The sequence below is a fragment of the Algoriphagus sp. NF genome, assembly GCF_028823735.1.
In the GTDB taxonomy this organism is placed as follows: domain Bacteria; phylum Bacteroidota; class Bacteroidia; order Cytophagales; family Cyclobacteriaceae; genus Algoriphagus; species Algoriphagus marincola.
Genome location: NZ_JAPEIB010000004.1, coordinates 49677 through 62910, shown reverse-complemented (window position 1 = coordinate 62910; position 13234 = coordinate 49677). Strand labels below are relative to the sequence as shown.

The 13234-nt window shown below is 40.4% G+C and carries 12 protein-coding genes; 5 read left to right on the top strand and 7 right to left on the bottom strand.

Annotation, left to right across the window (positions count from 1 at the left end):
• Positions 1-24 precede the first annotated feature (24 nt).
• On the top strand, positions 25-1716 hold the full coding sequence (locus tag OU792_RS02805) for a GMC oxidoreductase (protein WP_274669404.1): 1692 nt from the start codon (positions 25-27) through the stop codon (positions 1714-1716).
• Between the two features lie 128 nt (positions 1717-1844).
• A complete protein-coding gene (locus tag OU792_RS02800) occupies positions 1845-3131 on the top strand; it encodes a prolyl oligopeptidase family serine peptidase (RefSeq protein WP_274669403.1) in 1287 nt (428 codons plus the stop codon).
• A 39-nt stretch (positions 3132-3170) separates the two neighbouring features.
• Here OU792_RS02800 and OU792_RS02795 read toward each other — a convergent pair whose 3' ends face one another.
• On the bottom strand, positions 3171-3524 hold the full coding sequence (locus OU792_RS02795; RefSeq protein ID WP_134202068.1) for a DUF805 domain-containing protein: 354 nt from the start codon (positions 3522-3524) through the stop codon (positions 3171-3173).
• 66 nt (positions 3525-3590) lie between these two features.
• Between OU792_RS02795 and OU792_RS02790 the strand changes: the two genes are divergently transcribed.
• Positions 3591-4658 carry an acyl-CoA dehydrogenase gene (locus OU792_RS02790; RefSeq protein ID WP_274669402.1) on the top strand — a complete coding sequence of 356 codons (1068 nt, stop codon included), beginning with the start codon at positions 3591-3593 and terminating at the stop codon, positions 4656-4658.
• A 41-nt stretch (positions 4659-4699) separates the two neighbouring features.
• Here OU792_RS02790 and cas6 read toward each other — a convergent pair whose 3' ends face one another.
• The 5 genes from cas6 to OU792_RS02765 all read right to left on the bottom strand — a co-directional run bounded on the left by cas6 (position 4700) and on the right by OU792_RS02765 (position 8795).
• On the bottom strand, positions 4700-5593 hold the full coding sequence (gene cas6 / locus OU792_RS02785; protein WP_100627243.1) for a CRISPR-associated endoribonuclease Cas6: 894 nt from the start codon (positions 5591-5593) through the stop codon (positions 4700-4702).
• Between the two features lie 97 nt (positions 5594-5690).
• Positions 5691-6788, bottom strand: coding sequence for a redox-regulated ATPase YchF (gene ychF / locus OU792_RS02780; protein WP_274669401.1), 1098 nt, complete (start codon positions 6786-6788; stop codon positions 5691-5693).
• 5 nt (positions 6789-6793) lie between these two features.
• Positions 6794-7882 (bottom strand): AI-2E family transporter, encoded by a 1089-nt coding sequence (locus tag OU792_RS02775; RefSeq protein ID WP_134202071.1) that lies wholly within the window; start codon positions 7880-7882, stop codon positions 6794-6796.
• A 70-nt stretch (positions 7883-7952) separates the two neighbouring features.
• Positions 7953-8282, bottom strand: a complete 330-nt coding sequence (locus OU792_RS02770; protein ID WP_026945928.1) for a DUF3276 family protein — start codon at positions 8280-8282, stop codon at positions 7953-7955.
• 165 nt (positions 8283-8447) lie between these two features.
• Positions 8448-8795 carry a 4Fe-4S binding protein gene (locus tag OU792_RS02765; protein ID WP_026945927.1) on the bottom strand — a complete coding sequence of 116 codons (348 nt, stop codon included), beginning with the start codon at positions 8793-8795 and terminating at the stop codon, positions 8448-8450.
• 120 nt (positions 8796-8915) lie between these two features.
• Between OU792_RS02765 and OU792_RS02760 the strand changes: the two genes are divergently transcribed.
• Entirely contained in the window at positions 8916-9932 is a 1017-nt protein-coding gene (locus tag OU792_RS02760) for an acyl-CoA reductase (protein ID WP_342453722.1), read from the top strand.
• Between the two features lie 5 nt (positions 9933-9937).
• On the opposite strand, the gene OU792_RS02755 is transcribed toward OU792_RS02760, so the two are convergent.
• Positions 9938-11689 (bottom strand): sensor histidine kinase, encoded by a 1752-nt coding sequence (locus OU792_RS02755; protein ID WP_274669400.1) that lies wholly within the window; start codon positions 11687-11689, stop codon positions 9938-9940.
• Between the two features lie 96 nt (positions 11690-11785).
• Here OU792_RS02755 and OU792_RS02750 point away from each other — a divergent pair, with 96 nt between their 5' ends.
• Entirely contained in the window at positions 11786-13096 is a 1311-nt protein-coding gene (locus OU792_RS02750) for a TIGR00366 family protein (protein WP_274669399.1), read from the top strand.
• The last annotated feature ends 138 nt before the right edge of the window (positions 13097-13234 follow it).

The window sequence follows — 13234 nt, the reverse complement described above, 5'->3', positions numbered from 1 at the left end:
AAAAGAATCGCTTATTTTTCAATTATGAATTCTCATCAATATGACGCGATTGTTGTCGGTTCTGGTATCTCCGGAGGCTGGGCTGCAAAGGAACTTTGTGAAAAAGGCTTAAAGACGCTGGTTCTTGAAAGAGGTAGGCAGGTCGAACATCTAAAAGATTATTCTACCATGACCGCAGCTCCTTGGGAAATGCCTCATCGCAACCAAATCCCTTTAGAAGATAAGAAAGCGAATCCCGTCGTCAATCGCTGCTATGCATACAAAGAAGATACAGCTCATTTTTTTGTCAAAGATCAAGATCATCCCTACGTACAGGAAAAGCCTTTCGACTGGGTAAGGGGCTATCAAGTGGGTGGAAAGTCCCTGATTTGGGCAAGGCAGACCCAGCGATGGAGTAAATATGATTTTGAAGGGCCCAGTCGAGATGGCTTTGCAGTCGATTGGCCGATTCGCTATGAGGATATTGCTCCATGGTATAGTTATGTAGAGCGCTTTGTTGGGATTTCGGGAAGCTATGAGGGACTGGATACTTTGCCTGATGGAGAGTTTTTGCCAGCGTGGGAAATGAATTGCGTTGAGAAGGAGATTCAAGAGCGAATTTTGAAAGCTTACGGAGACCGTAAATTTATCATTGGACGCTGTGCGCACTTGACTCAACCTAAGGATGTGCATTTGCAGCAGGGTAGGGGTCAGTGCATGGCCAGAAATCAATGCTATCGAGGATGCCCTTTCGGAGGTTATTTCAGCTCTAATTCTTCCACCATACCAGCCGCTGCAAAAACAGGTAATTTGACTCTACGGCCCGATTCGGTGGTACATTCACTCATTTGGGATGAAAAAAAGGAAAAGGTAACAGGGGTAAGAGTCATAGACAGGGTCACCAAGGAAGCAACCGAGTATTTTGCCAAAGTAATTTTTTTAAACGCTTCTGCACTAAATACCAACCTGATTTTACTTAACAGTACCTCAAGTCGATTTCCAAATGGCTTGGGAAATGATTCGGGAATGCTTGGAAAGTATATCGCTTTTCATAATTACCGTGGCTCCCTCAGCGCTGGTTTTGAAGGCTTTGAGGATAAATATTATTTCGGACGTAGGCCCACGGCTGTAATGCTTCCCAACTTTCGAAATGTGCATAAGCAAGAAATGGATTTCCAGCGAGGGTATATGAGTTTTTACTCTGCAGGAAGAGGTGGCTGGGGAGGTACCGGAGATATGAATTTTGGAGCTGATTTTAAGGAAGCAAGTGCCAAGCCAGGTCCATGGCATGTCTTTATGATGATGCAGGGTGAGACTATCCCAAAGGAAAGCAATTTTGTATCACTTAGCCAGGATCAAAAAGATGAATGGGGTATTCCTTTGCTGAAAGTATCTGTGGATTACGATGAAAATGACGAATTGCTTTTAAATGACTTTTTGGAGCAGGGCGAAGAGATGCTCAGTAAGGCAGGATGCTTCAATATCCGTAAATCTGATAGCAAGCAATCCCCAGGTTTGGACATTCATGAAATGGGTGGAGTTCGTATGGGTCGAGATCCTGAAACTTCACTTTTGAATGAATTCAATCAAATGCACTTGGCACCTAATGTTTTTGTGACCGATGGAGCTTGTATGACCTCGACAGGCACTCAGAACCCGTCTATCACCTACATGGCCTTGACAGCGCGTGCGGTGGACTATGCAGTAGCTGCTTTGAAGAGAAATGAGATAGGCTGAAGTAAGGATAAAGTTGTTTTGGATTGTATTCAGCTTTGGCTGGAAAAAAAATGATTTGATTTATCACTTTATTTTTTCATTTTGAAACAATAAGATAAAAAGTCAAAAAATTATCCAATAACCCAATCATGCAAAAACCACTCTTCCTCATCCTATTTGTCCTTTTTTCCTGCACGGCCTTTTTTGCCAAAGCCCAAAAAAGTACTGAGACTAAGAATTATTCAATCATTATTGATGGCTTTGACTGGGGTCCGGCTGTCAGTAAAGTGATTTTGCCATTGGATGAAAGTCCAGAAAACTATAAGGCTAATGATTTTGAGATTTTTGTAACTCGAAGTTCGACGGACGGTCAAATTCCACCTGCTCAGAGTTATGGAAAGAGAAGTATTATCCTGTCTTATCCTTCTGATGCCAAAGGAAATCGACTAGAAGAAGGTAACCACCTTACCCTAGTACTAGCAGTCGCTCCAAATATGACTTTAGGGTCACCCATTCAATATATGAGAGTTGGAAATAGGGGTGGAAATTTTTGGATTGATTATCAGCTTCAAATCATTCATCAGCCAAGTGGGACTATTTGGAATAATGAGTCGGAAAGGATAAGACCAATTGTAGATGAATTTGACCTCGAAGGTCAGTTTACACATCAATCGACTACCCTTTCTTATGCCTCTTGGATACCAGAGCAAGTAGAGGGAAAGGTTCCACTGATTATCTGGCTGCACGGAGGTGGGGAAGGAGGAACTGATCCCACCATAGCACTTATGGGAAATAAGGCTTTTAACTATGCATCTCCTGAGATTCAAGCCCTTTTTGGTGGGGCGGCCGTGTTGGTTCCGCAGGCTCCTACTTTTTGGATGCAGGCTTCAGAGGGTATGACCCGAGGTCAGACAAACGATATTTACAATGAAGCACTTTTTGCATTGATTGATGATTTTGTAAAAAATAATCCTTCAATCGACGACTCTCGAATCTACGTAGGCGGATGTTCAAATGGCGGATATATGTCTTTAAAGCTGATTTTGGAGCATCCGGATTACTTTGCAGCAGGATATATCAGTGCGCTCGCTTACAACAATGAGTTTGTCAGCAATCAGCAAATAAAAGAAATTAAAAACGTGCCCATTTGGTTTGTTCATTCAAAAGATGATCAGACGACCAAGCCTGATGAAACGGTTGTACCACTTTATAAAAGGTTGAAAGAGGCCGGAGCAAAAAATGTCATCTTCTCCTACTATGACAATGTTACCGATATCACTGGCTTTTTTGGGGGAGAGGATTTTCACTACAACGGCCATTGGTCTTGGATCTATTCTCATGCAAATTCTGCAAGAACAGACTTTGATGGCTCACAGGTAATGATGGACGGAAAGCCAGTCACAATTATGGAATGGCTCGCCGGCCAAAAAAACTAAAAGACTGCGACTTTACTAGCACCTGTCTGATTTGACATATTAGACTACATCTGTTTTTCTTGGATCAGGACCATATTGATTTGGTCCTTTTTCACCTTTTTCCCATGCTAGCCATACAAACCCGAAAAAGTTGATGGGTGGTGGAATTAATAGGTATAGTGAATATTTCCAATCTAGCCCGATATCATGCAATCTACGAATAGCTTGAACTAAAAGTAAAACGATCGATGCTATGAGAAGGGTCCCAAAAGCATAAAAGGAAATCCAAGCCTCCAATTGATAAGCTTCGAAAGCTTTGGCTAAACAGATTAGATTCACAAAATAAAAAAAGATGAAAAGGCTTAAATATTTTCTTCTTGATATTCTACCTTCGGTGTTTAAGATGGATTTCATAACTATTAAACACGGTAATAGGCAAAATGTTTAAAATGAAGCCTGATTGCTAATTTTTGAAAGGAAATGGATTATATATTTTCCGCCGAACAGGCGAAAAAAGCAGAGAATCTTGGGGCACTTCTGCCGGAATGGCTTGAAGAAATTTATGCTCGGAAGTGGTTTAAACTCTTTGTTCCCCAAGATCTTGGTGGTTTGGAGTTGGGACTTTTAGAAGCTTTGAAAGTAGAAGAGCACTTAGCCCGGATGGATGGAAGCTTGGGTTGGACGGTGACTCTTTGTGCAGGAGCAGGTTGGTTTGTCGGGTTCATGGAAGAGCAGCTGAGAAATGAGGTGTTCGATAATCCCAAAGTCTGTTTGGCAGGAAGTGGCTTTGTAGGAGGAAAAGCTGAATTAGTGCCGAATGGGTATGAAATTACGGGGGAATGGACTTATGCATCCGGTGCTATTCATGCTACACATTTCACTGCGAATTGTGAGGTTTTTGAGAATGGAAAACCCATCATATCAGAAAATGGAACTCCTGTCGTGAAAGCCTTTCTTCTGAAAAGAGAGGAGGTGGAGATATTGGACAGTTGGAAATATATGGGAATGGTTGCTACGGGTAGCCATGCCTTTTCAGCCAAAGGGTTAAAAGTTCCAAGAGCTAGATGCTTTGAAATTGTACCTGATCGGGTTAAGCTTGAAAACCCAATCTACCGGTTTCCTTTTTTGCAATTTGCAGAGGCTACACTTTCAGCCAACATCCTTGGAATCACACAGCACCTTCAGTCTTTGATAAATGAGTCCTTTTGGTATAGACATGAACTCAAGCCATTCAATCAAAAGCAAATTGAATTCTTTGAGGAAAAGGCAAAAAAAACCACGGAGCAATTGGATTTATTTCGATCGGAATTCTACTCTAGCGTGGACAAAGCCGAATCTGAACTCAGCAATTCAAGATTTATAAGTGAGTCTAGTTTGGAATCTTTAAGTCGGATCTGTCGGACTACGACTCAATTCTGCCGGGAAAGTAATGCATCACTTTATCCTTTTGCAGGTTTACATGCAGCTGATCCAAATTCCGAGTTGAATCGGGTCTGGAGAGATTTTTATACCGTCAGTCAGCACTCTTTGCTGACATTTCCATTTTAGCCAAAAAAAATCCCCAACCTTAGATTGGGGATTTAGAAATATTAATCATCGCTTTCTTGAGTGTTTTCTTCTTCACCTTCTTCAGATGGAGCCACATTCTGTCTGACTCTTTCTGTAGGTCGGTAAGGAACAAAACCCTCACGCTTGAATTTGTAAGTTGTGGTACGAGTGCCTGAAGGATGATTGGCCAAATCTAGCATACCAAATCCTTTGTGAGTAAATGCTCCAAGTCCGCACTTGAAAACAAAATCCTGAACTTCTGGAGCAGCATACAAGGTGAATGGTAGGGTGTAACCTCTCACTTCGTATTTGACATCCATATCATACACAGAATAAATTCTCGCAAACTTTTTCTGCTGTTCTTTCAGCTTGTTTACGTAGTTCATGTCTGGTACAACTTGAAACTTATAGAAGGACTCCATTTGCTCTGGCGTATACCAACCTGATCTTTCCATTCTAGTCAATGTTGATTCGTATAGAAGATCAGAGAATTCGTCACTGTCAGGGCTGATGAATCTCTTGCCGATTTCCTCATTGAATGCAGGGGTGATCAATACAAGAGGAGAAATACACACAAACTTATTCGAAGTTTCTAGTTCTGGTTCGTTTTCGAGCTCAGTGTATTCTGGCGATAAGATGAGATTTCCCAATTCAATTTTTGGAGTGGCAAAAACTTGCTCCAGCAGATAGTCCATAAAATCCTCACTTTGGGAGGAGAGGACTAGGGTGACCAGACTGGAATAGTAGTGCAGTCCACTTCTACTTACTTTGGTCTGACCTTTCAGTCCAGAGAAGTTGAAGTAATTGTAATTGAAGAATTCTTCTCGACCACCTTTGACAATAAGACCTTTTAGAAATTGGGCCAAGATGTACTGGTGGTGGAAAGGCAAATAGGAGCCTTTGTTTTTTAAGGAAAATATTAATCTAACTCTCACGATGTTTTAAAAATAAATGAGACAATTATTTATAAAATACTAAACGCAATTTTGGGTGGATAAGCAAGGCAAAAGTACAATTTTTTTTGAAAAAATGTTAAACATTAAACCTAAAATGCATTATATCTCCATCTTTTACGACGTATTCCTTCCCTTCAATGGCTATTTTTCCATTTTCACGACATCCAGCCTCAGACTTAAATTGCTGGTAATCGGCTAGTTTGATTACCTCTGCCTTGATAAATCCACGTTCAAAATCAGTATGAATTACTCCAGCTGCCTGTGGAGCTTTCCAGCCTTTTTTGATAGTCCAGGCGCGTACTTCCTGTGGGCCAGCTGTGAAATAAGTGATCAAATCCAAAAGTGAATAAGCGGCAGAGATGAGTCTATTTAGCCCGCTTTCTTCTAATCCGTATTCGGAAAGGAAAAGAGACTTTTCCTCAGGATCATCAAATTCTGCAATTTGGGATTCAATCGCTGCACAGAGTACGATGACTTCAGCATTTTCTTCACTTACTTTTTCCCGAAGGGTCTCTACGTATTTATTACCTGTGAGAATACTGGGTTCATCTACATTGGCTACGTAAAGAACCGGCTTGATGGTAAGTAGGTGAAGATCACGGACTGCTTCCAAATCTTCTTTCTCAACTTCGATAGCACGGGCATTCAAGCCGCTTTCTAGCCCTTCTTTGAATCGTAGAAGTATTTCTAGGTCTTTCTTCGCTTTGGTATCACCGGATTTGGCTACTTTTTCGATCCGGGCAATTTTTTTAGCGATGGATTCCAAATCCTTCAATTGGAGCTCTGTATCTATGACTTCCTTGTCAAAAATCGGATCAACGCTACCTGCTACATGGACAATGTTTTCATCTTCGAAGCATCGAATCACATGAATGATCGCGTCAACTTCACGGATATTTGCCAGAAATTTATTACCCAATCCTTCACCTTTACTCGCACCTTTTACCAAGCCCGCGATATCGACAAACTCAATCACTGTAGGTAATACACGCTGAGGATTAACAAGCTCCTCTAGTACATTGAGTCGCTTATCAGGAACAGTTACTACACCGACGTTTGGTTCGATGGTACAGAAGGGGAAATTTGCCGCTTCGGCTTTGGCACTCGAGAGTGCGTTGAACAAAGTGGACTTACCTACATTGGGTAGTCCTACAATGCCACATTGTAATGCCATTTATTCTAGGATTTGATTTTGAATATTTGATAGGAGCGATAGCCTTGGTAGAATTCCATGATCGAAACCCTGAAAATCGTATAAACAGGGATGGCGAAAATCATCCCCAGAACCCCGGCTATTTTTGCTCCGGCAAAGATAACAACAAATATTTCAAGGGGATGCGCTTTGACGGATTTTGAGAAAATCAGGGGTTGTAAAAGTATGTTGTCCGTAATCTGTACCACAGCAAATACAGACAAAATCCTGAAAATGAGATAATTGATCTCTGTACTTCCTGCGTAGTCTCCGGTAGATATTCCTACAACTATTCCAAAACTTGCACCTAAGATCGGGCCTGCATATGGGATCAAATTAGCTACTGAAGCAAAAAGGGCTATAGTCAGTGCATATTCTACTCCTGCAAAAGTGAGCCCAAGGCTTGCTATCGAAAAAATCACTATAACTTGAATAAAAAGGCCTGTCAGGTAATTTGATAATAACTTTTCGACTTTAGTAAAAGTGGCTACAGAAAGTTCAAAGTATGGATTCGGTATGAGATTCAGTACATTTCTTCTGAAAAGTCCATTTTCCAACAAAAGGAAAAAAGTGATAAAGGCAACTGCTAAAAGTCCAATAAATAGACTACTTGCCGTATTGATAATCGAGCTGATGAATTTTCCTACATCTATACCTGCTATGGTTTCCAGTAAGGTTTTTTGAATTTGATCAAATAACTCACCACGCGGAGAATCTATCAATTGGTAATTGATGAGCCAGTCTTCCAACCTCGAAATAGGGATCTTGGCCTGTTCGTAGAGTTCTTCATAATCAAGCGAACTCAGGATGGAGATTTGATTATTAATCAGTGGGAAAAATAGCAGTCCGATGGATACTAAAAACAAAATAATGGCGATGTAAGAAACCAAAATGGCGGTCCATCTTGGGATATGCTGTCCCATGACATGGAAGTCGTTGAGCCGGTTGGTAAGAGGTCTCAGTAAGGCTGCCAGGATAAGGGATAAAATCAGGTAAAGGGTGATATTGGAGAAATACCAACCGAAAAGCAGAAAGACTGCAATAAATATAATCAGATATATAAAAAAACGCTGCATACAACACAAAAGGAGGCCAAAGCCTCCTCTAATATACTATTTCAAAATTTGAAACAAACTCAGTCAATATTTACTCCCACCGGAGTTCATCCCGATAGCTGTTTTCCTCTTCTTCGTTTTCATACTGAGAAAAATCCACATCTGGGAGAAGTTCATTTTTTACATGCTCTACAGATTCATTGAGCGCTTCTGCAAACTTGAAAAAATCTTCCTTGTAAAGAAAGATTTTGTGTTTTTCGTAAGAAAAAGAATCTCCGTTTGTTTTTCGCTTACTTTCTGTGATAGTCAGGTAATAATCATTTCCTCTGGTACTTTTGATGTCGAAAAAATAAGTACGTTTACCTGCTTTTACTTTTTTCGAGAAAATATCTTCCCGATCATAACCTCTTCGATCTTCCACAATTCAATTAATTTTTTGGTGCTGGGTATTTATTTGCAACTAAGATAGGCAAAAGCCTTCCTAGTTTTCAAAGGATTGAAGTAAAAATTTTTTAGAAATGGTCAAAAAATGGCAATAAACTGCTGTTTATCAGCAACAAATGAAAAAAGGAGGCTAAACCTCCTTTTATTCTGCATGCAAAAATGCTTTCTTGGCCAAGAGCTCGTCTTCACTTTCACGGTGATCAGGATCGTCTACGCAACAGTCCACAGGGCAAACTGCCGCACATTGAGGCTCTTCGTGAAAACCGTTGCACTCGGTACATTTTTCAGTGACGATGTAGTAGAACTCATCTGAAACAGGTTCTTGCTTTTCATTAGCATCTACTACAGTGCCATCCGGTAAAGTCACTTCCTTGAGAGAAGTTCCTCCCCCCCAAGTCCATTCGACTCCACCTTCATAAATTGCTGTATTTGGACATTCTGGCTCGCAGGCACCACAGTTGATGCACTCGTCCGTAATCATAATTGCCATATTGATCGAAATTTATTTCCAAAATTAACAAGCTAAACACAGACCCACAAAAAAAAGTTGTCATGCTAACTAATTTAAAATAATTCTATCCAGTTTACCGCAATCTGGTAAATTTGTAAGATGATTTCTCCAGAAAGACGTATCCAAGCATTTGTCCAACTAGGGCACAAAATCCAAGATTTACTAAAAGAAGAAGAAAACGAATTGTTTTACCGGGCACAAAATCAAAACAATTGGTTTACGCTGGAAAACTGTAAACGAGCTTTCGAAGGCCTAGCCTTTATGCTCGAGGAGAAATCCATTCGGGCTTGGTTGGAAAAGTATAAACTTCCAACTGAGGGAGAATCCAAAGATGTCGGAGTTTTGATGGCAGGTAATATTCCGGCAGTGGGTTTTCATGATTTAGCCTGCGTCTTGCTATCAGGTCATACAATCAGTGCCAAGCTTAGTTCTGCTGATACGGTTTTGATGAAGTGGCTGATTGATCAACTCATCAGTTTAGAGCCTTCCTTTGAGTCCAATATTCAAATATCTGAGATGCTGAAAGCAAAGGATGCTTACATCGCTACGGGAAGTGATAATTCCTCCAGATACTTTCATTATTATTTTGGAAAATACCCCTCCCTTATCCGTCAAAACAGGACTTCTGTAGCCATTTTGACCGGTCAGGAAACCGATCAGGAGATTCTGGATTTGGGTAAAGATGTGTTTTTATATTTTGGACTGGGATGTAGAAATGTTTCCAAGGTTTTTGTTCCAAATAATGACATTTTAGAGAAAGTACTTGGGCTCTTGGAGGTGTATGCATCTGTTGGTGATCATCACAAATACCATAATAATTATGAATACAATAAATCCATCTATTTGGTCAATAATGAGCCTCACCTAGATAATGGATTTCTACTTCTGAAGCAGGATTCACAATTAGTATCACCTATTTCGGTGCTGTTTTATGAAGTGTATGATGGGATGGAGGAATTGGAGCGCCTTATTTCCAGTCAGTTGGATAAAATTCAATGCGTCGTAGGGAATACGGAAGTTTTTAAAGAAGCCATACCTTTCGGGAAAGCTCAGAGTCCAGGTCCGGAAGATTATGCTGATGGCGAGGATACACTGAAGTTTTTACTCAGCCTGTAGATGACTTAATCTGCTAGCGGTAAATACACACAGAAAGTACTACCATTGCCTTCTTCACTTTCGATTTCAAGCTTTCCTTTATTCTTAAAAATGTACTCTCTGACAAGAACCAGTCCTAGGCCTGTTCCAGTCTCATTATTGAGACCTCGGGTAGTGAAGGATTCACCTTGTTGGATCTTTTGAATATTCTCTCTGCTGATTCCGACTCCAGAATCCTTGATGCAGATTTTTGCTTGGTATTTTTCTTTAGAAGCACTTAAAAGAATTCGATCTCCAGCTCGAGAAAATTTAATGGCATTCGTGATTAAGTTTCGGAGCACCAAATCAATCATATTTCGATCTGCCGAGACTCTTATTGACTCTTCGATATCAATCTCAATTTTAACTTTTTTGTCCTCTGCTAAGCGATTCAGAAGTTTCTTTTGCTGGTTGACTAGTGGCAATATGTCAAACTGTTGAATATCTACCTGTTCACCACGAATTTGACTGGAAGCCCAAGCCAGCAAGTTTTCCAGTAAAATGGCGACCTGCTCCATGTTTTTAGACACTTCAGGCATCATCTCTAGAAATTCATCTTGACTGATGAGGCCAGTTTGTGTCATATGAACAAGTTCCTTGACTCCGAAGATGGGACCTTTTAAATCATGAGATATGATACTAAAAAACTTATCTTTCAAATCATTCAGTTGCTGAAGATCTTCTTTCTGTTTTTGTAATTGCTGATTGGTTTTGATTTCTTCTGTGATATCATCGATCAGAAGGATATTTCCCAAATCCTCCATTTCCTTATCACGAATTGGGATAATCTCTACTCGGATTGTTGTATCCCCAAAGCTTGGTTTGTGGACGATAGACTTTTGCTCAAAACCATTGAATAGCTCAAGGATTGCTTTTTCTTTCCAGAAAATACTCTCAAGAGTAGCACCAATCCTGATTTTCTTAGGTTCAGCACAGAAGGCTCTAGCTGTAGGGTTAAAATCAACCACTTTATTGGAGCTATTTAATACCAGCACGCCTTTCGTCAGCGCCTCCATGATTTTGCCTTGTGCAATAGGCTTGATACTGAAAAGCCCATATCGCAAAATCGCTATCCCTAAGACCAAATAGGTAAACAAAAAGGCAAAAGGGGTCAAATCCACATAGCCAAAAAGCTTAATTACACCTGTCTGGTAAAAAAGGTTGAAGACTATTGGAAAAGCACCTGCTGCAATCAGAAGTTTTGTTTGATTCTTAAAAAGTTGATCAGCTTTTTCAAAGCGTCTCCAAAGAATTATCGTTCCAAGCAAGAATGCCGCATACGAGTAAATCACATGAATGATATAATAGGGTCCTTTTTCAATCCCCATGATTGGAAAAGGACCGTCGAGGACAAGAAATGTTTTTTCATAATAAAGCCCATGTAGCTCATTTGATATAACCATCAAAAGGGTGATTGCTGGAATTGTAAAAGAACCAATCAGCACCGGTGGCTTCGCCCAATTTCTATATCCGGTATATTTCAAGGTGAAAATCAACCATAAGGCGGGTGCAAAAGAGATTCCGATATATTCAAATTTCACCCACAGCAGCATGTCCTTTAAGGTGGTGGATGCAAGCTCCAACCCGTAAAAAAATCCCCAGACTGTGATGAAAAACATGGTCATAGCGATCCATCGGGTAGTGGTGTCCAATCGGAAGGCGATTGAAGCCGAAATACCCATTACAGCCAAGCTGCTGATTATCAAGGAAACAGAAAATGCATTAAAACTAAAATCCATGGATTTAGGTCGTATGGGGGAACCCTTTCCTTTTTGTTTTGAGCGATTATAAGCTAATATTACAGTAAATATTTCTAACTCCGAAACTATTTGGTATTGAAAAAAAATACGCGAGGCCTCACTTTCCCTAGCCCCTTTGATATCGTACTTATTTTGACTGTTTTTGTGTTCGCTGGGGCTTTAATCCTGTCGCTGAAAAACGGCAATGATTTTCTTTCAAGCATTCAGCAAACTGTATTTTCCTGGAAGGATGGTTTTTTTAGTCTTTTGGAGTTCACCCTTCAAATGATGATTATTTTGGTTTTTGGCTATGCCTTGGCCTTGGCTAAACCAGTTCATTCGTTTTTGAAGAAAATATCTAAAATACCCAATACTTCACTGCAGGCTGTTTTATTCACGGCCCTAATTACCATGGGTGCTGGATTGCTAAATTGGGGCTTTGGTCTTGTAGTCGGAGCGCTGCTGGCGAGGTTTGTTTCATTGGCGATGGAAGAAAAGTCGATAGCCTGTAATTCTGCACTTTTAGCATCGGCCGGGTATCTCGGAATGGCAGTTTGGCACGGAGGTCTTTCAGGGTCAGCAACCTTAAAAGTAGCGGAGCAGGATCATTTTTTAAGTGATACTATTGGTCAAGTGACAGTAGACCGAACCATTTTCTCATTAGAAAATTTGCTGATTACAGGAGGTTTGGTGGTGGTTTTTCTTTTCATACTTCTATGGCTCAATTCAAAAAATCAAACTGCAGAAAAACCAAAATATAGCCACCCTCTCCGTCCTATTCCGGTGGGAAGTTTTCTGTCTAAAGGTATGATAGTGGGTTTCCTTTTTCTATTGGTTTTCATTTCATTGATATGGTCTGAATCAGGTTCTGGGTTAGGTTTTCTAAACCTTAACTTGGTGAATTTTCTACTTTTCGGTTTTACACTTTTCGTATATCGAGACTTGAATAGGTTCAGTGAAGCAGTGGGGGAAGGAATCAAAAGTGCCACAGATATTTTTATTCAGTTTCCTTTCTATGCTGGAATCTTGGGAATGGTGACTCAATCAGGCATGATTGATTTATTAGCCTCTCTTTTTATAGATAATGCAAATTCCGGCCTTTTGGGTGTATTTACCTTATTTTCAGCCGCCATTGTCAACCTTTTGATCCCATCCGGCGGTGGGCAGTGGGCTGTACAAGGCCCGATTATCATGCAAGCATCTCAGGCCCTGGGGATTGATCCTGCGAAGAGTATTCTAGCTTTTGCCTACGGAGATCAAATCAGCAATTTACTTCAGCCATTTTGGGCATTGCCACTATTGGCAATTACGGGAATCAAAGCATCTCAATTGATTCGATATACGGCTTGGCTTTTTCTGGGAGGGTTCCTTTACCTGATGTTTTGCCTTTTCTTTTTTTTCTCCTAAAAAAGCAAGGAGTTGCACTCTTTGGATTGGTTTCAAATAAGGATAGACAGCTTCTTTCGCTATTTGGTTGGTTTCCGATTTTTGACCTAAATTCCTATATTTGCTTTAATAATTTAGAACCTTTTATCCACCTAAAAT

Excerpts from the sequence above, each read along its gene's own strand:
- OU792_RS02805 (WP_274669404.1), top strand. The coding sequence starts at position 25 with ATGAATTCTCATCAATATGACGCGATTGTTGTCGGTTCTGGTATCTCC.
- OU792_RS02800 (WP_274669403.1), top strand. The coding sequence starts at position 1,845 with ATGCAAAAACCACTCTTCCTCATCCTATTTGTCCTTTTTTCCTGCACG.
- OU792_RS02795 (WP_134202068.1), bottom strand. The coding sequence starts at position 3,524 with ATGAAATCCATCTTAAACACCGAAGGTAGAATATCAAGAAGAAAATAT.
- OU792_RS02790 (WP_274669402.1), top strand. The coding sequence starts at position 3,591 with ATGGATTATATATTTTCCGCCGAACAGGCGAAAAAAGCAGAGAATCTT.
- ychF (WP_274669401.1), bottom strand. The coding sequence starts at position 6,788 with ATGGCATTACAATGTGGCATTGTAGGACTACCCAATGTAGGTAAGTCC.
- OU792_RS02775 (WP_134202071.1), bottom strand. The coding sequence starts at position 7,882 with ATGCAGCGTTTTTTTATATATCTGATTATATTTATTGCAGTCTTTCTG.
- OU792_RS02765 (WP_026945927.1), bottom strand. The coding sequence starts at position 8,795 with ATGGCAATTATGATTACGGACGAGTGCATCAACTGTGGTGCCTGCGAG.
- OU792_RS02760 (WP_342453722.1), top strand. The coding sequence starts at position 8,916 with ATGATTTCTCCAGAAAGACGTATCCAAGCATTTGTCCAACTAGGGCAC.
- OU792_RS02755 (WP_274669400.1), bottom strand. The coding sequence starts at position 11,689 with ATGGATTTTAGTTTTAATGCATTTTCTGTTTCCTTGATAATCAGCAGC.